Raw genomic sequence first — 19,101 nt, forward strand, 5'->3', positions numbered from 1 at the left:
TTAACCTCAATCGCCGGAAATGATCGCGCTCGGCTCTGCGATGCGACATCAGGCGAGAGAATTGCACTGGAAGCGCCGTTAACCGTGGGAGCAGGAGCCATGACGACGGATAGAACCGTGACCGAGCCGATCGGTGGGGGCGAGAGCGCAACGATCGCCTCGGACATCGCCATCGTCGGCGGCGGCCTTGCGGGATCCCTTGCGGCGGCCGTGCTGGCGCGGGCAGGGCATCGCGTTGCTCTCGTCGACAAGCGGGCGGTCTATCCGGACGAGTTCCGGGTCGAAAAGATCGGCGGTCATCAGCTGGAGTTGCTCCGCAAGCTGGGCTTCCTCAGCGCGCTCGACGATGCCGCTTGCCGATATGATCGGGTGCTCAATATCCGGGAGGGCAAAGTGGTCGATGTCAGCGTCGGCCAGGCTTACGGATTTCCCTATGCCGATCTCGTCGCCATGGCACGCAGCCAGTTGCCCGATCCATCCAACCTGATCGTCGACGAAGTCACAGCGATCAGCAGTAGCGACGACGTCCAGCATCTCGAGCTGGCCTCCGGACGGCGTCTGACGGCTCGCCTTGTTGTTCTCGCCACGGGCATGGCGGGAGTCCTGGGTTACAAGCTCGGCATCAGGCGGCGCGTGCTGGCCGAGCGCCATTCGGTTTCGTTCGGCTTCACGATCGCGCGCAAGGATGGTCGCCCGTTCGATTTCGAGGCGTTGACCTGCTATGGCGAGCGTACGGCAGACGGCATCGACTATCTCAGCCTGTTTCCCGTTCGTGCCGGCATGCGGGCCAATCTCTTCATGTTCCGCGATCCGACCGATCCGATCATGCGCGAGTTGCGTCGCGAACCGGAAGCAACAGTTTTGCGCCTGCTGCCGGGATTGCAATCCTACCTCGGCGATTTCCGCGTGACCGACCGGGTCCAGAATTGGGTGATGGATCTGACTGTCGTCGAGGGACATCTCCAGCCCGGCGTCGTGCTCATCGGCGATGCGTTCCAGACCAATTGTCCGGCCGCCGGCACGGGCGTCGCCCGCCTGCTGGTGGACGTCGACCGTCTTTGCACCGAATACGTGCCGCGGTGGCTCATGACCGCGGGCATGGGCCGGGAGAAGATTTCGCAGTTCTATTCCGATCGCGACAAGATCGCGGCGGACCAGCAGTCGTTGAAGATGGCGCGCTTCCGCCAGGCGCTGACGTCCCGCAACGATATCGGCTGGGACGTGCGGCGACGGTTGCACTTCCTGCGGCGCAGTCTTGCACACCGCGTCGATCAAATGAACCCGGGCTGGCTCGGGCGTGTCCGCGGAGCGTTGCGCGCCTAAAGCGCGATGAGATCAGGATGAATCGTCATCGCGCTTTAGGTTATTGTTTGAGCATGATCCTTTCGGAAAACCGCTGCACACTTTTCCGGATCATGCTCTCGCTTCTGCGCCCCTGCGGCCTGCCGTCGGTCAGCGCATGGCAGTTGGGGTGCGGGCGGGCTGGAGCCTCAAATCCGACAGCCGCTTGGCCGCCAGCTTGAGCCAGGGAGCCTGCTTCAGCGCGAACAGGGCGATGGCGCCCATGGTGCTGCCGACCTGCGTGACCGCCCACATCGGCGAAGGCTGCCCGCCGAACAATTTCTTGTACGGCTCATCGCCAATGGTGAAATCGAGCATCTGATCTCCGCGCTCGATACAATCCCGCGCCACCTGTTCGAACATCAACGCGCCGAGGGACTGGCTCTTGTAGCCGGCGATATCGAAGGCGCTCATGATGACGAGGAAGCTGCCCCGGTGGCACAGTCCGAGCACGGCGGCAATGACTTCGCCGTCCATCTTCATGGCATAGAGGCGGACAAAGGAGCCCAGGCCACGTAGGGCGACGTCGGAATAGAAGCCGTAATATTCGGGGCGCTGCAGCAGATCTCCGTCACCCTGTGCGTGAAAGCGCGGGCCGCGAAACTTCTTCATCACGTCCAGCGCCTCGAGCACGGAGGCGCTGTCGCCGCAGCATGAGAAGCTCAGCGCGCCTTTCTTCTGGAGCTGACGATACTTCTTTGCGAGCTCCTTCTGATAGGAGCGATCCATCGCGCTGGCCCGCCATTGCTCGAACGGCGCGACGAGAACCGTGGCGTAGGCATTGGTGTCCATCGATACGCGGCGGGACCTGGCCAGAAGGTTTTCGATCGGAAGGCGGGCGTCGGGCAGCTTGGCCATTCGGAGCAGATCGAAGGGGCGGACAAGACGCCGAATCTGCGCGCATGCAGCGGCGTCGTCGAGCAGTTGCGAAAACACGTCCGGGCTGCAAACCGGCGCCAGATAGTCGGAAACGCGGAGGTCGGCGAACTCGACGGTTCGTATCGGACCACGCCGGATCCGGAGCAGGGGCAGCACCATCGCAAGGACCCCCGACGCGCGGTAGCGGACCACGACCACCAGAGCTGTTGCACCCGCTTCCGGCGCGAGCCCAGTGTAGAGGCTATGCAGCCAGATCGGATGCTGGAACGCAGTGGCAGCCGAGCGATCAAACAGCTCTGCATATTCAGGAGACAGAAAGTCGAACGACTGCTCGATGACGATGTCGAATGTGTTGCTAAGCTTGTTCATGAGCAATCAAGAAAACCAGGTCATTCGCGAGCGCCGATCGAGCCGTAGCTGCGCTTATAGCAAGGTCGTTACGGGTCAGACACCGGCGGCGTGCGATTTGCATTAACGCGTTCAACCATGTTCGTATCGTTACCAAATTCTTAAAAGGCCGGAGACGGATATACTTGGGGCCTCAAGATCGGCTCGCGCCGGTGAGTTGCGGTGGACCGTCGACCTCGGCAGAATCGCGACGCAGCTTGCGCGGCCTCTGCCGCTCGCAGAGCGCAGGGCAGCGATCTCCCCGTGTGGATTTTCGGGGCCCTTCATTCGTGCAAGATAATCTGCTCGGTCCCGAATACGCAGAAGATGTCCCTCTCACGGCGAGAACTGCTCGATACCGCGGCGCGCCTTGCGGCGCTGGCTGCCTGGCCCGGTGGTGCAACCGCCGACGATTACCCCACCCGCTCCATCAAGCTGGTCATTCCCTATTCGGCTGGCGCCGCGGGTGATCAGATCGGCCGTCCCTGGGCCGAAAAGGTCGCTCCGCTGCTGGGCCCGGTCCATGTCGAGAATATCGGCGGCGCAGGCGGTGCGATCGGCTCCGCCGCGGTAGCGCAGAGCGCACCGGACGGCTACTCGCTTCTGCTCGGCAATGGCAGCACCCAAGTGACCATTCCGTTGTCATCGGCGCAGCCTGCCTACGACACGGTTCGCGATTTCCGCGCCATCTATCGGCTGATTACAAGCACGCTTGCATTCGCAGTTCATCCGTCCCTGCCGGTGAAGGATCTGCGGGAGCTGGCGGCTTTTGCGAAGGCCAATCCGGGCGGGCTTTCCTATGGCACTCCGGGGGTCGGCACCGGCAACCATCTCGTCGGAGAGATGTTCAGGCAGCAATCGGCTCTTGCGGCGGACTTGGTCCACGTCCCTTACCGGGGCATGGGGCCCGCGACCAACGACCTCGTCAGTGGCCAGATCAACTCGGTCATTGCGGTGGTCTCGAGCCAGATCCTGCAATTGCACGTTGCGGGCAAGCTGCGGCTGATCGCCGTGACGAGCGACCGGCGGTTGAGTGGTGCGCCGGAAATTCCGACGGTCATCGAATCCGGCATGCCCGGCCTCAGATATGCCGGCTGGTTCGGCCTGTTTGCCCCAAGAGCAACCCCGGATGCGATCGTGGAGCGGATCGCTGCGGCGACCCGCACGGCGATGGCTGATTCTCAGTTGCAGGAAAGCTATCGTTCGCAAGGTCTGGAGCCGGACATCGATTCAGGCCCCGATAAATTCCAGCGCCTCGTCGAGGACGAGCTCACGCGCCTCGCTCCCATGGTCAAGTCGATCGGGCTCAAGCGCGACTGAGCGCTTCTCAGAGACGCACCCCGGTCGTCGCAAACGCCTGCGCGACGGGCTCCTGAACGCTATTCAAGATCACCATCCCCGCAACTGCGATCACCAGGGCCGCGACGCAGCCAAGCAAAAAAGCCTTCATCCTCAGCCTCCCTCGATTGGACCAGCAAGCCATCTATACGACACGGCTTGTTGCGAGCAAGCTCGTTGATCGCTCCAAGGCTTCCGCGGTCCTATGGGCTCTTGAACACGGGATCGGCGGAAAACGCATTACCCATCAAGCCAAGGGACTGAAGCCCGGCGCTATTCAAATCGACTTCCAAGATTGCGAGCAGCAGCGCGAGCACGACGGCAACGAGCAGGAGGAAAGGCGAGGCTTCTCGCGCGGCGGGATCTTGCAGGCCATCAATGGCACGAAGAACGCGCAGCCGCGCAATCATCCGCAGAATTGGCCCCGTTCGCTCCTGCATGCCGTCTTCCTTGACGTGAGCAGCCAGAATCTAGTGTCCGGGCGATCGGCATTCAAGGCGGAGGATGCGCGAGCCCGGCTGTTGCGCTGCACGATTCGGAACGGAAGGAGCCTTTGCAAGTTTCTTGCAGGCATAGTGAGCGCATCGGAGACCTTGCGTGAAACTCCAGAGAACGATTTTGTGCTTCGCAGCACTTTGCTTTGTTGAGAGCGCCTTGGCCCAGCCCGCGCAAACTGGCTCGTCGCCGACGCAGACCCGACCCGAAGAAAAGGGCCAAGCACAGCCGCAAGGTTGGACGGGCCCGATCAATACAGGTTCGGGTGGTGCGCCGGCCGAAAGTCCTCAAGGCCAGAGTCCGCCTCGAATGCAGGCCGCCCCTGAGGGATCGTCCAAAACCACGACGGCACCGCCCAAGTAGACCGCTTCCGGATATTCAATTCGGTTGCCTGTTCTGGCAATCTTGAGGCCGTGAATGTCAGCAGGGCCGGCCGGGAATGAACAGATCACCTTTATATGCAAAGGTGGCCGCAGCGCTCTGGGCCATCTTTGCCGCGTCATCCGTGCAGGCCGACATGGTCGGACACGGTGGCCCGATACGGGCTCTTGCCATCTCGCCCGATGGAGGCAGCCTTCTCTCCGGCAGCTTCGACACGAGGGTCATCCGCTGGTCGCTCAAAGCGGATACCGCAGAGCAAGTGCTGCGGTATCATGCTGATGGCGTCAATGCCGTCCTCTTTCTGAAAGACGGCCGCATGATCACGGCCGGTTCCGATGCCCGCATTGCAGTGTGGACGGCAGGCCGGCCGGAGCCTGACCGGGTGCTGGAGGGACATGTCGCACCGATCGTGGCGCTTGCTGTGTCGCCCGATGGGGCGCTTCTCGCATCGGCTTCATGGGACCGGACGGTGCGCCTCTGGTCGCTATCGGACGGCACGTCCCGCGTCCTCGAAGGGCATACGCAGAACGTCAACGGTGTCGCTTTCCTGCCGGACGGCAGACTTGTCAGCGTCGGCTACGATCTTGCGCTGCGCATCTGGGGTTTGCCGGATGGCCAGCCTGAAATCGTGATGTTGCCGGCGCCGCTGAACGCGGTGGCCGTGGCGCCGGATGGTGAAATCGTCACAGGCGCGGTCGATGGCAGGCTGCGCATGTTGACCACGGACGGCAAGGTCAGCGGCGAGGTTGCGGCCAGTCCGACACCGGTGGTGGCTTTGGCAATGTCGGCGGACGGCGCACTGATCGCTGCGGCCGGCATCGGCGGCACCGTGGCGATCATCGATCGCAAGTCCCGCAACCTGCTGCGCACGCTGGTTGGGCTCGGGCTGCCGGTGTGGTCGGTCGCCTTCCTTCCGGATCGCGAGACACTCATGACGGGTGGTTCGGACGGCAGGATCAGGCGCTGGAATGCACGCACCGGCGATCCGATCGGCTCAGGTCTGAGCGGCACACCGGCCGATCCGCTCGCCGCCTATGCCGGCGATCATGGCGCCGATGTATTTCGGGCGTGTGTTGCCTGTCATACGCTGTCGGACAAGGAGGTTCAGCGCGCCGGCCCGACACTTGCCGGATTGTACGGCCGCAGGATCGCATCGCTCCCAGGCTATCGCTTCTCCGATGCACTGAAGACGATGGACATCATCTGGACGCCGGAGACGGTCGCAAAGCTGTTCGAGGTGGGGCCGAATACCTATACCCCCGGCACCAAGATGCCGGAGCAGCGCATCGGCTCGGCCGAGGACCGGCGCGCACTCACCGAGTTTCTGGGCCGCGCGACGTCGCGATAATCCCCCTTCCAGCCTTGCGAAGACGTCCGCTTCGCCTACTCCTTGCCCTCGCGCTGGCGCAGATAGTCGTCCGTCGTCCGCGGCGGCGTTCGTTCCGGAATGCCCTTGAACGGATCGAATTGCTGTTCGCTCATGACGACAACGCGGCAGTCTGCGCACATCCTGAGTGCCTCGATCCGCTTGTCGCCGGCCGGATACATCCAGTGCCGGCCTTCGAGCTTGGCAGCGATGCGGTCGATCGTGCTCTTGACGCCGAAGGGGGTGCCGCAGCGGACGCAGAGTGCGGGCTCCTCTTCCTTGATAATCGCGGCGGGAGCGCGCGCGGCGCGGAAATCGATCTGCGGCTTGAGGCTGATCACCTTTTCCGGACAGGTGCTCTGGCACAGGCCGCATTGCACGCAGGCATCCTCGATGAATTTCAGCACGGGCCGCTCGGGATCGTCGCGCAGCGCGCCGGTCGGGCAGACCGAGACGCAGGAGAGGCACAGCGTGCAGCCATTGGTATCGACCGTGATTGCGCCCACCGGCGCACCCTGTGGCAGCGCGATCACGTCGACCGGCTGCGGCGCCACTCGATGCAACTCGCTCAGGGCGAACCGCAAGAGGTCGCGCCGCTTGCCGACGGTCTTGAAGGTCGCTGGCGTCGCGACCGTGGCGAGCGCGTCGATATCAGTCAAATGCTCGCCGAGCGCATCGGGATCGTCCGTTTCGATGGTGGCGAGGCGACGGCCCGCAAATCCAAGTCCGCCGAGGATCGCTTCGGCCATTGCGATCGTCTGCGACAATCCAGTCACATCGTGGCGCGGCTTGGCACGGAGCAGGAAGCGCACAGCGGATACGCCATAGGCGAAAGCGCCGACGACCGCTTCCAGCCCCACCTGCGTGAGCTCGTTGACGGCAAAGGGAAGCACGTTCGCCGGCAGGCCGTCGCCATGCCGCGCGAGGGCCTCGATCAGAGGTGTGCCGTGCGGGCTGTCATGAAAGAGCAGCACTGCATTCGCGCCACCGGCCTCGCGATAGGCGAGCAGCATGGCGCGAATTCTCTGGAGCTGCGCATCGGCGGGCGGCAGCGCGTAGGAGACCGCGCCGGTCGGGCAGGCAGCCGCGCATTGGCCGCAGCCCGCGCAGATGTTCGGATCGATTGCGACATGATCGCCGTCAGGCGTGATCGCCCCGGTCGGGCAGAGATCGAGGCAGCGATGGCAGCCCGTGCGCTTCGAGCGCGAATGGGCGCAAAGAGCGGGCGCAACGTCGATATATTTCGGCTTGTCGAAGCTGCCGACGAGATCGCGCGCGGTCAGCACGGCGCGCAGCACCGCAGCGGGATCTTTTGGGTCGGCGCGAAGATAGCCGTCGCGCAGGTCGTGAGCGGGAAACAGCGGCAAATCGCCGGACAGATCGAGCACGACATCGCAGCGCGAGGTGACGCCGCTTCGCGGCGGGTCCAGCACGAAACGATCGCGCGAGGAGGGGCGGGGACGCGCATAGTCGTCGATTGCAAGCTCGAACGCGCCGAAATGCCCCTTCGCTGAGCGGATCGTACCCTGCACGATCGGGAAGACCGTTGCAGCTGGCGGCACCGTGTCATCGAGCTGCTTCAGCATCACCGTGACGTCGAGGTGATCGGCAAGCAGGCGGCCGGCCTCGATCGCGGCCTCATCGCGGCCGTAGATCAGGATCACGCCCTCGCTCGACAAGGTGACGAGCGGATAGTCCGGGGCCGAGACGGAGGCGGCTGCGAGCAGGCCGGCCATCTTTGGGCCAGCGCGCGCGCCCTCGTGCGACCAGCCGGCCGTTTCGCGGATATTGACGAAGTTGATTGCATCAGGCCGTTCGCCGGCCTCGTCCGAAAACTGCGCGGCCTGCTGTGTGCAGGCGACCGTCAACGCGCCTTCTGCCGCGGCAGTCTTGCGGAAATGATCGAGATCCGCACCGCAGAGGTGGTGAAAGCTCTTGACCTCGCAGTTCGGGCATCCGTGCCGGATCGCAGCCACGTCGAGACGCATCGTGTCTTCGCACGAGCAGATCAGGACGGTCTTCGCTGGCTGCTCCAGGTTAATCTCTCCGCCATTCGGACGCCGACGACGGACTCGCGCCGGCCCTTCGCCTCGTATAGACATTATCCATCGGGAAGAAAAGGAAAGCGGAGGACGGCCTGCCGTCGACCCCAGTGAGCCATGTTTCCCTGGCGGAACCGATCCACCTGCCGCCGCCGTTCACGTTGGTGCGGCTGCGCGAGAGTGGCGACGCTTTTGCCCATGCATGCCGCATTGCACCGGAGAGCGGCGCTGGAACGCTGGTCTATGTCGGCCGCTTCGACCTCGCTGAGTTCGCCGTGGTGCTCGAGCCGGCCGAGCCTTTGCGCAGCGCGCGGCGCGCGTTCTACGCGGGCATGGTCGCGCTCACGGATGCGCTTCGCGCCTATGCGCCGCCGAGCAAGCCCATCACGATCGGCTGGCCGGATGCGGTCAGGGTCGACGGGGGGCTGGTCGGTGGCGGCCGAATGGGCTGGCCTTCCGCCGCCGCCGAGGATGCGCCGCCGCCCTGGCTGGTATTCGGGGCCATGATCCGGACGGTTGGCATGAACGATGACAATCCAGGCGTTCACCCGCTGGCCTCGGCGCTCGACCAGGAGGGCTTTGGCGAGGCTGGCGCGGCGCAGATCACGGAGAGCTTCGCCCGGCACCTGATGCTGGCGCTGGACGGATGGCGGGTCGATGGCTTTGACAGCGTCGCGCGCGACTATCTTACGCGGCTGCCGCGCGAAAGGCAGACCATTCAGCGCATCGATGATTGCGGCGATGTCCTGACGCGCCGCATCGGGACGGATACGGTCGAACGAAGCGACCTCGTCCAGGCGCTCGCGACGCCGTCCTGGCTTGATCCGGCCCTCGGAGGACCGCGCCTGTGAAACTCCTGCGTACCATCGCACTCGATCCCTCCGACACCTTCGTGTTCGACGTGGCGGCAGAGCCGGGCGAATGGGCCGTCTCCGGCGCTTTCCGCTTCTGGGAGTGCGACGGTGCGAAGCTCGAGGGCAAGGCGCGGGCGGCGTTTCGCGGTGGTTTCCTCGGGGTACAATCCTGGGGCTGGTCGACGCTGGCGCAGATCGTTCCGGCGACCGAGGAGGATTGCCACAAGCTGGTCGATCTCCTGGCCAGGCAACTCGTTGATCGTTTCGGCGCGCCGGACATGGCGGCAGCGAAGGCGGCAGCGGAAGAGGAGGTGGCGTTCTCGCAGTCCCTCTGCAGCCATCCGATCAGCTCGCTTATTGCAGTGCACCGCACCTTGAGCGATGGCGAGGTCCGCGAGTCCTTCCGCCGGCTGCAGCTCCGGGAAGGGCAGGGACACAGCAAGGCGTTCTCGTTCATGGAAATGGAGGACGAGGCCGTGCCTGACGGCGATCTCAAGCTTGCGGATCTCGGCCGGGAGCCGACCATCAGATGAAGGATTTCTGGATCGCCTGTGGCCATCATCTGCTCGATCGCGACGAGGGCGGTGGGCTCCGTGTCACGGACGAGTTCCTCAAGGCCTATTTTGCCCGCCCCGAGCTGATGCCGCCGGACGATGCGTGCCCGATCGAACGCCGGCTGCACCGCGAATTGCTCGCCGACCCGCGCCAGGCGGTCAGCGCCGGCGAAATCGCCGGGATTGTCGACGCCGATGCCCGGGAGAATTGGCAGTTCGTGCTGGCGTTTCGCGATCTTCTGTTGCGGCACCCGACGCTCGAAGCCGCCTATCTCGCATCGGTGAGATCGGGCACGAACGATCTGCCGCCGCTGTTCGTCAACCAGCTCGTGCATGTCATCCTGCGGAACGCGCTCGATGGCTGCGATGACCCGTTCGTGCTGCGCGCGGCCGAATTGTTCTTCCGGACCCAGCGCATCCTTCCGCATGAGCACGCCCTGTTGCTCGGCGACGAGGAGATCGTCGGCGGCCGGAGCCCGACCCCCGTGCTCTCTCTGATGTCGATGCTGGGTGCCACCACCGATGCAGTGGTCGACGTGTTGAGCGAGGAGAATGCCGAGGCCTATTGGCAGCGCAGCGACCAGTTCGACATGGCCCTCGACCTTACGGCGGGCGGCCGCGGACCGGCTGCGCTGGTGCAGGCGATGACCCGCTGGGTCTCCCATCTGCTCGGCGTCGACGTCGTGATCGAGCCGCTACGCGCGCTGCACGAGGCAAGGCTCACCTGGTATGTCGGGCTCGATGCCGATGCGACGAGGCTTGGCGACCGTCTGTGGCACGGCGAAGACCTCGGCGAGCGCGACGCCGATCGTGTGCTCGCGCTGTTCCGGCTGACCTTTGCGGATTCAAGCCGTGCCCTTCACGATGTCGGGGAGGAACCGGTCTACCTGATCCTGTCGATGACGGCGGATCAGAAGCTCCGGATGAAGCCGCAGAATCTTTTGACCGGGCTGCCGGTGAAATGTCTGGAGATGGCGACATGAGCCCTGCGGTGTTACCATCCCTCTCGATTGCCGTCGGTGTCGTGGTCGAGCGGCGCAAGGCCGACTCGCCCTGGGTCGATTTCATCTGGCGCGGAATTGCCGTCCTGCCAGACGAGCCGGTGACGCAACCCTGGACCGTGCTTCGCGAGCAGGATGGCACGACCCTGTTCTATGCCGGAAGCGCGACCGTCGATCTCTATCCGTCCGAGACGGCGCGCTATCGCGACAATCTCGCCTCCGGCAGTCCGAGCGTCTGGACTGTGCTGTCGCCCTCGGAAGGCCCCTGGCCCTATACCGTCACCGCGGTGACCGCCGACCCCGCTGAGGGCGAAGGCTTTACCGAAGCCGCTGACAATCTCGTCGAGGCCGTGCCGATGCCGGAGGTGCTGCGCGAAGCGATTGAAAGCTTCGTGGCCGAGCACCATGTCGAGCGGGAATTCGTCAAGCGCGAGCGGCGGCGCGCTGACCCGGAGGCGCTGGCACGGCGCGAACATGAAGGCAGACAGGAATGAGTGAGGAGGAATTCCTTGCACGTTGGTCCCGCCGCAAGCGCGAATCGCGAGCGGAGCCGGCGAAGCCTGCCGCGACGCCGCCCACGCCGCCGTCCGAGGCCAAGGACGACGAGAGCGAGTTCGATCTCTCGAGTCTGCCGTCGATCGACGAAATCAATGCGGCGACCGACATCACAGCCTTCCTCAGCAAGGGTATTCCTTCGGAGTTGAGCCGTGCGGCTCTTCGCCGCGCCTGGGCGACCGATCCCGCCATTCGCGACTTCGTCGGGCTTGCGGAGAATGCATGGGACTTCAACGATCCGACCGCGATGCCGGGTTTTGGACCACTGGATTGCTCGTCGGAAGAGCTCGCCGCACTGGTCGATCGCATTGTCGGCGGCGTGCGCGAGGCGGCCCAGTCTTTCGCCGAGGCGTCGATCGAAACGGCAGATTCCTCGGCGGAATTGCATCGAGGCGATGTGACGATGGTTTCCAATGTCGTTGAACCGCCGGATGAGACCGAGCACGTGGCAATCCCTGCTGCAGTGCAACCGGCAGTGGCTGACAGATCTGTGGAATCTGCCGAGCCCGCCAGGTCCCGTACGCACGGTGGTGCACTGCCGCGCTGAGCAGCACGACGAAAGGCTATAGGCCTAGGCTATGGCAGGCGATTGACGGTCCGTGGAACCGGGATTACGCTGCCTACTGCTTTGTAACAAAAGCGATAATCAAGCAGACGGGACTTTGATGGGAGGTCCACGTGCGTGATGACGGGCTTGATCGCGCGATCGACGCTGCGGGCGGCATTGCTCAGCTTGCGCGCAAAATAGGCATCAGCCAGCCCTCCGTATCCAATTGGACCCGCGTGCCCGCACAACGGGTGGTTGCAGTCGAAACTGCCACCGGCGTTTCCCGGAATGATCTCCGGCCCGATCTCTACGGCGAACAAGCCGGCTCCGCCGAGCTCGTCGATCCCATCGATGCGGCGCGCGCGCAGGAATACGCGCTGCTGGCGGTGCTGCTGTCTGCGCCTCCATCGAAACGCCTGCTCGATCAGCTCGCTGCGTTGAGCGGTGACGCGACGCCGCTCGGACGCGCGCATGCGGCGCTGGCCGACGCCGCCTCAGGTGCCGTCGCAGCGAAAATCGAACGGGAATATTTCGATCTGTTCGTCGGGCTCGGTCGCGGCGAATTGCTGCCCTATGCCTCCTATTATCTCACGGGCTTTCTCAACGAACGGCCCTTGTCGCGCCTGCGCGGCGACCTGACGACGCTCGGCATCGAGCCGGTTGCCAACAATTCCGAACCCGAGGATCACGCCGCCATCCTGTGTGAGATCATGTCGGGCCTTGCCGCCGGCCGCTTCGATGCGCCGCCCGAGGCGCAGCGCGTCTTCTTCGAAAAGCATGTGTCGCCCTGGATGGGGCGGCTGTTCGCAGACATCGAGAGCGCCGGGGATGCCGGTTTCTATCGAGCGGTCGGCGCGCTCGGCCGCACCTTCATCGAAATCGAGACGGAAGCATTCACATTCGCCAGCTGACCGAGGCGCCTCGGTCCGGGAGAGATGCGATGAGTGACGAGACGAAAGCAAAGGTCGGACGCCGCGATTTCCTTCGCAAGGTCGGCTTGGGCACGGCCGGTGTCGGCGCGACGCTTGCGACACCGTTGGTCGGGTCCGCGCAGGCGGACAGCGAAAACAACGATGAGAAGCGCAAGGCGCGCTACAAGGAATCCGATCACGTGAAGGCTTTTTACCGCGTCAATCGTTATCCGGCCAAGGGAGGTTGACCGTGCTGATCAAGCGAACACACCAGCATTCCCCGCGCCAGGGCTCCGTTGTCGAGTCCCTTGCGGGACAGGCCGGCGGTCTCGACCGCCGCAGCTTCCTGCGCAAATCCGGTGTTGCCGGCGGCGCGCTTGCTGCGCTTGGCACCATGCCGCTCGGCAGCGTGCGTAAGGCCGAAGCAGCTAACGCCGGTCCGCTCACCGCAGGCGCGACCGTCCGCAAGAGCATCTGCACGCATTGCGCGGTTGGCTGCACGGTGACGGCCGAGGTCTTGAACGGCGTATGGATCGGCCAGGAGCCCAGCTGGGATTCGCCGATCAACCGCGGCTCGCATTGCGCCAAGGGCGCTTCGGTGCGCGAACTCGTGCACAGCGAGCGTCGGCTGCGCTATCCGATGAAGCTGGTGGGTGGGCAGTGGACCCGCGTGTCCTGGGACACCGCGATCAACGAGATCGGAGACAAGCTTCAAGCTGTACGCGAGAAGTCGGGTCCCGATTCCGTCTATTGGCTCGGCTCGGCCAAGATGACCAACGAAGGCGCCTACCTGTTCCGCAAGCTCGGTGCGTTCTGGGGGACCAACAACACCGATCACCAGGCTCGCATCTGCCATTCGACTACCGTCACCGGCGTCGCCAATACCTGGGGCTACGGCGCGATGACCAACAGCTACAATGATATCCGCAATGCGAAGACACAGGTCGTCTTGGGCGGCAATCCGGCCGAAGCGCATCCGGTGTCGCTGCAACATCTGCTCGAGGGCAAGGAGCTGCAAAAGGCCAACTTTGTCGTCATCGACCCGCGCCTGACGCGCACGGCCGCGCATGCGACCGAATATGTGCGGATGCGGCCGGGCACCGACATCCCGGTGCTCTACGGCATGATGTGGCACATTCTCCAGAACGGCTGGGAGGACAAGGAGTTCATCCGCCAGCGCGTCTACGGTTTCGACGACATCAAGAAAGAGGTTGAGAAGTGGCCTCCGGAAGAAGTCGAGCGCGTCACCGGCATTCCGGGCGAGCAGCTCAAGCGCGTCGCCAAGATGTTCGCCACCGAGAAGCCGGCAACCCTCATCTGGGCCATGGGCCAGACTCAGAAGACCGTCGGCACCGCCAATGTGCGGGCGAGCTGCATCGCGCTCCTGATGACCGGCAATGTCGGTAAGGCCGGCGCGGGCGCCAACATCTTCCGTGGCCATGACAACGTGCAGGGTGCAACCGATGTCGGACTCGATATCGTCACGCTGCCGTTCTACTACGGCCTCGCCGAAGGCGCCTGGAAGCATTGGTCGCGGGTCTGGGAGGTCGACTACGACTTCCTGAAGTCGCGCTTCGACTCCAAGCAGATCATGGAAACTCCCGGCATTCCGCTGACCCGCTGGTTCGAGGCGGTGACGCTGCCGAAGGATCAGGTCGCGCAGAAGGACAATGTGAAGGCGGTGTTCGTGCAGGGACACGCCTCCAACAGCATCACCCGCATTCCTGAGTCCCTCAATGGTCTGAAGGCGCTCGAGCTGCTCGTCATTGCCGACCCGCACCCGACGACCTGGGCCTCGCTCGCCGTCGAGGCGGGACGCAAGGATGGCGTCTACATTCTGCCGGTCGCCACGCAATTCGAGTGCAAGGGGTCGCGCGTCGCCTCCAACCGCTCGCTGCAATGGGGCGAGCAGATCGTGAAGCCAATCTTTGAATCGAAGGATGATCTCGAGGTCATCTATCTGATGGCGAAGAAGCTCGGCTTCGCCGACCAGATGTTCAAGAAAATCAAGGTCGAGAGCAATCTTCCTGAAGCGGAGGATGTGCTGCGCGAGATGAACCGCGGCAGCTGGTCGACCGGCTATTGCGGGCAATCGCCCGAGCGCCTCAAGGCGCACATGAAGAACCAGGCCAAGTTCGATATGCTGACGATGCGGGCGCCGAAGGACGATCCCGAGGTCGGCGGCGACTATTACGGTCTGCCCTGGCCGTGCTGGGGGTCACCGGAGGTCAAGCATCCCGGTACGCCGCTGCTCTACAACACCAATCTGCACGTGATGGACGGCGGCGGCACGTTCCGGCCGCGGTTCGGCATCGAGCGCGAGGAGAAGCTGCCGGACGGCACGACCCGGAAGGTGAGCCTGCTTGCGGACGGCTCGTACTCGTTGGGGTCGGGAATTCAGGACGGCTACCCGGAGTTCACGCTGGCGAGCCTGAAGAAGCTCGGCTGGGGCACCGAGCTCACCGAATCGGAAATGGCCGTGATCAACAAGATCAATCCCGCCAATCCGGACACTGTGTCGTGGGCACTGGACCTGTCGGGAGGCATCCAGCGCGTGGCGCTGGCGCATGGCTGCGTTCCCTACGGCAACGGCAAGGCACGCATGAATGCCTTCGGCTTGCCCGATCCGATTCCTGTTCACCGCGAGCCGATCTACACGCCGCGCGTCGACCTCGTCGCCAAATATCCGACGCTGCCCGACGCCAAGCAGTTCCGGATGCCGAATATCGGGTTCTCCGTGCAGAAGGCAGCCGTGGAGAAGGGAATTGCAAAACAGTTCCCGCTCATCCTCTCATCCGGTCGTCTGGTCGAATATGAGGGCGGCGGCGAGGAGACCCGAACCAACCCGTGGCTTGCCGAATTGCAGCAGGACATGTTCATCGAGATCAATCCTGCCGATGCCGCCGACCGCGGTGTCAAGGACGGTGGCTGGGTTTGGGTCACCGGTGCCGAGAACAATTCGAGGGCGAGGATGAAAGCGCTCGTCACCGAGCGCGTGGGCAGGGGCGTTGCCTGGATGCCATTCCACTTCGGCGGCTGGCTCGCGGGCAAGGATCTTCGCGGCAATTATCCCAAGGGCACCGACCCGATCGTGCTCGGCGAAAGCGCCAACACGATCACCACCTACGGATACGACCCCGCGACGGGTATGCAGGAGCCCAAGGTCACTCTCTGCCAAATCGCGGCGGCTTAGGAGTAACGACGATGGCACGTATGAAATTTCTCTGCGACGCCGATCGCTGCATCGAGTGCAACGCTTGCGTCACCGCCTGCAAGAACGAGCACGAGGTGCCCTGGGGCATCAACCGGCGCCGCGTCGTCACCATCAACGACGGCAAGCCTGGCGAGCGCTCGATCTCGATGGCCTGCATGCACTGCACGGACGCGCCCTGTGCGGCCGTGTGTCCGGTGAACTGCTTCTACACCACGGCCGATGCTGTGGTGCTGCACTCCAAGGACCTCTGCATCGGCTGCGGCTATTGTTTCTACGCCTGTCCGTTCGGGGCTCCGCAATATCCGAAGGTCGGGAACTTCGGCTCGCGCGGCAAGATGGACAAATGCACCTATTGCGCCGGCGGCCCGGAAGCCGACGGCAGCAAGGAGGAATACGAGAAATACGGTGCGAACCGGCTGGCCGAAGGCAAGCTGCCGCTGTGTGCCGAAATGTGCTCGACCAAGTCCCTGCTTGCGGGCGACGGCGAGATCATTGCGCAGATCTACAAGGAGCGCGTCATGAAGCGCGGCTATGGCTCGGGTGCGTGGGGCTGGAAGACCGCATATCGCGAGACGATCGAGTCCTGACCAACGTCGCGCGAACATTGAGGAGGAGCTCATGGTATCGTTTGCAAGATTCGTTCGGCTGGCTGTCGGAGCTTGTGCATTACTCCTCCTCATCGTGGCAGTGCCGGCACCGCTGGGCGCCCAGCAGGTCAATCCGACCGCGAGCTCGGTCAAGGAGCAGCAGCTCTTGCAGGAGCTGAACCGGATCCAGGGTCGGGTCAGCATCCCTGATCAGAGGTCCGGCGTTCTCGAGCAGCCGCAGGGACGGCAATGGCGCGAGTTCCACAATGTCACGCTGCGCTGGATCGGCGGCATCGCGATCATCGGCATGCTGGCGGTGCTCGTGATCTTCTATCTCACCCGCGGCATGGTGCGCCTCGAAAGTGGACGGTCCGGCCGCACCCTCGTGCGCTTCAACGTCTATGAACGTTTCGTGCACTGGATGACCGCCACCTGCTTCATCATTCTGGCGATCTCCGGACTGAACATCACCTTTGGCCGACCGTTGCTATTGCCGCTGATCGGCTTCGAGAACTTCTCTGAATGGTCGCTATGGGCCAAGTACGCCCACAACTATCTGAGCTTCCCGTTCACCATTGGCGTCGTCCTCATCCTGTTGATGTGGATCGGCGGCAATATTCCGAACAAGGTGGACGTCGAGTGGCTGAAGCGGGGCGGCGGCATGATCGGACATGATCATCCCCCGGCGTACCGCTTCAACGCCGGCCAGAAGGCGATCTACTGGATCGTCGTGATCGGCGGCGGTCTGGTTGCTGCGAGCGGCTATGTCCTGATGTTCCCGTTCTACACGACGGGGATCGAAGGCATGCAGCTGGCTCAGATCGTCCACTCGATCGTGGCGGTCCTGTTCGTCGCGGCGATGATCGCGCACATCTATATCGGCACCATCGGCATGGAAGGTGCGTTCGAGGCCATGGGCACGGGCGAAGTCGACGTCAACTGGGCCCGCGAGCACCATAGCCTCTGGCTCGACGAGCAGGCGGCGCGAACGGGACCCAACGACGGACAACCGCAACCCGCAACCGCGGCGGCCGAATAGGACGAGCTCGAAAAGCGGCCAGTCCACTCTATTGACCCGGCTCTTTCGCAAACAAGACGGAGCGGTCCTGCAGCTCCTGCTCGGGAAGCTTGTTGGCCTGGCCTGTCTGCATGTCTTGAATGGATGCCATGCCGTGCTGACCGAAATGGAACAGTGCATGCGATCTGAGGACGTTGCTGGCCGCACCGGCGAGAAGCAGGGCTGCAATGAGCGAGAGCATGAGGCGTTTCATGCGCATCTCCGTCTGCCATCTCCACCCGGCATGACGAATACATCCAGATTGTACTGCCGCATGTGAGCCACTTCACATGCGATCGGTTCCACATGGGTTGAAACGGACCCTGTTCTTGAAGCATCCAGCACTTGCGCCATGAACATGCAATTTGCCGTCAGATTGGATGGCGCCGTGCGGCGCGCTTATCTGTGATCTGCTGCCGAGCGTCAATTGGGGTCACTGTGGCCGGGGCGTTTTAGGTTTGGTCAGGTCGCGGACCCTGCACGAGCGTTCTGCTGCGGGGCACTCACTGAATGATCTGCCGTCACGCCTGAGCGGACATCATCAGCCGGTCGCGTGCTGGATAGCGCGTCTGCGCGGAGCAATGGCGGGCACGAGTGCGGGCGATTCCGCGGCGAGACGCATCGCAAAGTAAGCGATGGTCGCTTGAAGACCGTCCTTCAGTGCTACCCGCGGACGCCATCCCAAAATCTTCTCCGCGGCATCGATCACGGGCTTGCGTCGCTTGGGATCGTCCTTTGGCAGGGCTTCGAAGCGCAGCGGGGAGGTCGAGTCAGTGCAGGCCAGCACTTCCCGAGCGATTGCCTCGATCGTGACCTCGTGCGGATTGCCGAGATTGCATGGACCAGTGACCGAGGCGGGGCTCTCCATCAAGAGCTGAAGCCCCCGCACGAGATCGTCGACGAAGCAGAAGCTGCGGGTTTGCGTGCCCTGGCCGTAGATCGTGATCGGCTCTCCGCGCAAGGCTTGCACGATGAAGTTGGAGACGACGCGTCCGTCATTCTCGAGCATGCGCGGGCCATAGGTATTGAAGATGCGCGCGACCTTGATCTCGGTGCCGTGCATGCGCCGGTAGTCGAACATCAGCGTCTCCGCGGCGCGCTTACCCTCGTCGTAGCAGGCCCGCGGCCCGATCGGGTTGACGTTGCCGAGATAGGACTCCGGCTGCGGATGCACCTCGGGGTCGCCGTAGACCTCGCTGGTAGAGGCCTGAAGGACCCTGGCGCGCTTCTGCCGCGCGAGTTCGAGCAGGTTGATCGAGCCGAGCACGCAGGTTTTCATCGTCCCGACAGGATCGGTCTGATAGTGCCGGGGGGAGGCCGGGCAGGCGAGGCTGTAGATCCGGTCGACATCGCTCTCGATCTCGATGGGATCGCGAACATCATGCTCGATGAAACGGAAATTCGGGTGATTGAGCAGCGGCCGGATGTTGTCGGCCGTTCCCGTGAACAAATTGTCGAGGCAGATCACCATGCTGCCGCGTTGCAGGAGCGCGTCGCAGAGATGCGATCCGATGAAGCCGGCACCGCCGGCGACCAGGACCGTCGGCGAGCGGCGGGAGGCGTGGATGCGGGTCTGGAGTGTCATGGTATTG

Annotated in this window: 19 protein-coding genes; 13 read left to right on the forward strand and 6 right to left on the reverse strand. The window is 63.7% G+C overall.

Features of this window, described 5'->3' with window-relative positions; all coding sequences use genetic code 11:
* Nucleotides 1–99 precede the first annotated feature (99 nt).
* On the forward strand, nt 100–1,323 hold the full coding sequence (locus YU9_RS0105905) for an NAD(P)/FAD-dependent oxidoreductase (protein ID WP_027571952.1): 1,224 nt from the start codon (nt 100–102) through the stop codon (nt 1,321–1,323).
* 129 nt (nt 1,324–1,452) lie between these two features.
* Here the strand turns inward: YU9_RS0105905 and YU9_RS0105910 are convergent, their stop codons facing one another.
* Nucleotides 1,453–2,589 carry a GNAT family N-acetyltransferase gene (locus YU9_RS0105910; RefSeq protein ID WP_027571953.1) on the reverse strand — a complete coding sequence of 379 codons (1,137 nt, stop codon included), beginning with the start codon at nt 2,587–2,589 and terminating at the stop codon, nt 1,453–1,455.
* A 345-nt stretch (nt 2,590–2,934) separates the two neighbouring features.
* On the opposite strand from YU9_RS0105910, the gene YU9_RS0105915 reads away from it, so the two are divergent.
* Complete coding sequence (locus tag YU9_RS0105915; RefSeq protein WP_027571954.1) at nt 2,935–3,927, forward strand: tripartite tricarboxylate transporter substrate binding protein; 993 nt, start codon at nt 2,935–2,937, stop codon at nt 3,925–3,927.
* A 7-nt stretch (nt 3,928–3,934) separates the two neighbouring features.
* On the opposite strand, the gene YU9_RS50745 is transcribed toward YU9_RS0105915, so the two are convergent.
* Both YU9_RS50745 and YU9_RS45465 read right to left on the reverse strand, forming a co-directional pair.
* On the reverse strand, nt 3,935–4,057 hold the full coding sequence (locus YU9_RS50745) for a hypothetical protein (protein WP_256375860.1): 123 nt from the start codon (nt 4,055–4,057) through the stop codon (nt 3,935–3,937).
* A gap of 91 nt (nt 4,058–4,148) precedes the next feature.
* Nucleotides 4,149–4,385: a hypothetical protein gene (locus tag YU9_RS45465; RefSeq protein WP_036017073.1), complete on the reverse strand. Its 237-nt coding sequence runs from the start codon at nt 4,383–4,385 to the stop codon at nt 4,149–4,151.
* A 494-nt stretch (nt 4,386–4,879) separates the two neighbouring features.
* Here YU9_RS45465 and YU9_RS0105930 point away from each other — a divergent pair, with 494 nt between their 5' ends.
* Nucleotides 4,880–6,169: a c-type cytochrome gene (locus tag YU9_RS0105930; protein ID WP_027571956.1), complete on the forward strand. Its 1,290-nt coding sequence runs from the start codon at nt 4,880–4,882 to the stop codon at nt 6,167–6,169.
* 35 nt (nt 6,170–6,204) lie between these two features.
* Here the strand turns inward: YU9_RS0105930 and YU9_RS0105935 are convergent, their stop codons facing one another.
* Nucleotides 6,205–8,175, reverse strand: a complete 1,971-nt coding sequence (locus YU9_RS0105935) for a 4Fe-4S binding protein (RefSeq protein ID WP_027571957.1) — start codon at nt 8,173–8,175, stop codon at nt 6,205–6,207.
* A gap of 164 nt (nt 8,176–8,339) precedes the next feature.
* On the opposite strand from YU9_RS0105935, the gene YU9_RS0105940 reads away from it, so the two are divergent.
* The 10 genes from YU9_RS0105940 (at nt 8,340) to YU9_RS0105985 (ending at nt 17,491) form a co-directional block, all read left to right on the forward strand.
* The gene (locus YU9_RS0105940; RefSeq protein WP_036017076.1) at nt 8,340–9,080 is read left to right on the forward strand and encodes a biotin/lipoate--protein ligase family protein; all 741 of its coding nucleotides are present in this window, start codon (nt 8,340–8,342) and stop codon (nt 9,078–9,080) included.
* A complete protein-coding gene (locus YU9_RS0105945) occupies nt 9,077–9,616 on the forward strand; it encodes a DUF6505 family protein (protein ID WP_027571959.1) in 540 nt (179 codons plus the stop codon). The genes YU9_RS0105940 and YU9_RS0105945 overlap by 4 nt, the downstream gene beginning before the upstream one ends.
* The gene (locus tag YU9_RS0105950) at nt 9,613–10,620 is read left to right on the forward strand and encodes a DUF6352 family protein (RefSeq protein WP_027571960.1); all 1,008 of its coding nucleotides are present in this window, start codon (nt 9,613–9,615) and stop codon (nt 10,618–10,620) included. Before YU9_RS0105945 ends, YU9_RS0105950 begins: the two co-directional genes overlap by 4 nt.
* The gene (locus YU9_RS0105955) at nt 10,617–11,132 is read left to right on the forward strand and encodes a DUF3305 domain-containing protein (protein ID WP_027571961.1); all 516 of its coding nucleotides are present in this window, start codon (nt 10,617–10,619) and stop codon (nt 11,130–11,132) included. Before YU9_RS0105950 ends, YU9_RS0105955 begins: the two co-directional genes overlap by 4 nt.
* Nucleotides 11,129–11,740 (forward strand): DUF3306 domain-containing protein, encoded by a 612-nt coding sequence (locus tag YU9_RS0105960; RefSeq protein ID WP_027571962.1) that lies wholly within the window; start codon nt 11,129–11,131, stop codon nt 11,738–11,740. Before YU9_RS0105955 ends, YU9_RS0105960 begins: the two co-directional genes overlap by 4 nt.
* 131 nt (nt 11,741–11,871) lie before the next feature.
* A complete protein-coding gene (locus tag YU9_RS0105965) occupies nt 11,872–12,651 on the forward strand; it encodes a molecular chaperone TorD family protein (protein ID WP_027571963.1) in 780 nt (259 codons plus the stop codon).
* 29 nt (nt 12,652–12,680) lie between these two features.
* Nucleotides 12,681–12,899 (forward strand): twin-arginine translocation signal domain-containing protein, encoded by a 219-nt coding sequence (locus YU9_RS0105970; protein ID WP_027571964.1) that lies wholly within the window; start codon nt 12,681–12,683, stop codon nt 12,897–12,899.
* 2 nt (nt 12,900–12,901) lie between these two features.
* Nucleotides 12,902–15,844 (forward strand): formate dehydrogenase subunit alpha, encoded by a 2,943-nt coding sequence (locus YU9_RS0105975; protein WP_027571965.1) that lies wholly within the window; start codon nt 12,902–12,904, stop codon nt 15,842–15,844.
* An 11-nt stretch (nt 15,845–15,855) separates the two neighbouring features.
* Nucleotides 15,856–16,452, forward strand: a complete 597-nt coding sequence (fdh3B, locus tag YU9_RS0105980) for a formate dehydrogenase FDH3 subunit beta (protein ID WP_027571966.1) — start codon at nt 15,856–15,858, stop codon at nt 16,450–16,452.
* Between the two features lie 31 nt (nt 16,453–16,483).
* Nucleotides 16,484–17,491, forward strand: a complete 1,008-nt coding sequence (locus tag YU9_RS0105985; RefSeq protein WP_027571967.1) for a formate dehydrogenase subunit gamma — start codon at nt 16,484–16,486, stop codon at nt 17,489–17,491.
* A 28-nt stretch (nt 17,492–17,519) separates the two neighbouring features.
* Here the strand turns inward: YU9_RS0105985 and YU9_RS0105990 are convergent, their stop codons facing one another.
* Nucleotides 17,520–17,723, reverse strand: a complete 204-nt coding sequence (locus YU9_RS0105990; protein WP_036017085.1) for a hypothetical protein — start codon at nt 17,721–17,723, stop codon at nt 17,520–17,522.
* A 327-nt stretch (nt 17,724–18,050) separates the two neighbouring features.
* Nucleotides 18,051–19,094, reverse strand: a complete 1,044-nt coding sequence (locus YU9_RS0105995; RefSeq protein WP_027571969.1) for a UDP-glucuronic acid decarboxylase family protein — start codon at nt 19,092–19,094, stop codon at nt 18,051–18,053.
* Between the last annotated feature and the right edge of the window lie 7 nt (nt 19,095–19,101).

This window comes from Bradyrhizobium sp. WSM1743, assembly GCF_000473065.1.
Taxonomy (GTDB): Bacteria; Pseudomonadota; Alphaproteobacteria; order Rhizobiales; family Xanthobacteraceae; genus Bradyrhizobium.

What these genes read in the sequence shown, in the direction of transcription:
- YU9_RS0105905 (WP_027571952.1), top strand. Translation starts at nt 100, where the DNA reads ATGACGACGGATAGAACCGTGACCGAGCCGATCGGTGGGGGCGAGAGC.
- YU9_RS0105910 (WP_027571953.1), bottom strand. Translation starts at nt 2,589, where the DNA reads ATGAACAAGCTTAGCAACACATTCGACATCGTCATCGAGCAGTCGTTC.
- YU9_RS0105915 (WP_027571954.1), top strand. Translation starts at nt 2,935, where the DNA reads ATGTCCCTCTCACGGCGAGAACTGCTCGATACCGCGGCGCGCCTTGCG.
- YU9_RS50745 (WP_256375860.1), bottom strand. Translation starts at nt 4,057, where the DNA reads ATGAAGGCTTTTTTGCTTGGCTGCGTCGCGGCCCTGGTGATCGCAGTT.
- YU9_RS45465 (WP_036017073.1), bottom strand. Translation starts at nt 4,385, where the DNA reads ATGCAGGAGCGAACGGGGCCAATTCTGCGGATGATTGCGCGGCTGCGC.
- YU9_RS0105930 (WP_027571956.1), top strand. Translation starts at nt 4,880, where the DNA reads ATGAACAGATCACCTTTATATGCAAAGGTGGCCGCAGCGCTCTGGGCC.
- YU9_RS0105935 (WP_027571957.1), bottom strand. Translation starts at nt 8,175, where the DNA reads ATGCGTCTCGACGTGGCTGCGATCCGGCACGGATGCCCGAACTGCGAG.
- YU9_RS0105950 (WP_027571960.1), top strand. Translation starts at nt 9,613, where the DNA reads ATGAAGGATTTCTGGATCGCCTGTGGCCATCATCTGCTCGATCGCGAC.
- YU9_RS0105955 (WP_027571961.1), top strand. Translation starts at nt 10,617, where the DNA reads ATGAGCCCTGCGGTGTTACCATCCCTCTCGATTGCCGTCGGTGTCGTG.
- YU9_RS0105960 (WP_027571962.1), top strand. Translation starts at nt 11,129, where the DNA reads ATGAGTGAGGAGGAATTCCTTGCACGTTGGTCCCGCCGCAAGCGCGAA.
- YU9_RS0105970 (WP_027571964.1), top strand. Translation starts at nt 12,681, where the DNA reads ATGAGTGACGAGACGAAAGCAAAGGTCGGACGCCGCGATTTCCTTCGC.
- fdh3B (WP_027571966.1), top strand. Translation starts at nt 15,856, where the DNA reads ATGGCACGTATGAAATTTCTCTGCGACGCCGATCGCTGCATCGAGTGC.
- YU9_RS0105985 (WP_027571967.1), top strand. Translation starts at nt 16,484, where the DNA reads ATGGTATCGTTTGCAAGATTCGTTCGGCTGGCTGTCGGAGCTTGTGCA.
- YU9_RS0105990 (WP_036017085.1), bottom strand. Translation starts at nt 17,723, where the DNA reads ATGAAACGCCTCATGCTCTCGCTCATTGCAGCCCTGCTTCTCGCCGGT.
- YU9_RS0105995 (WP_027571969.1), bottom strand. Translation starts at nt 19,094, where the DNA reads ATGACACTCCAGACCCGCATCCACGCCTCCCGCCGCTCGCCGACGGTC.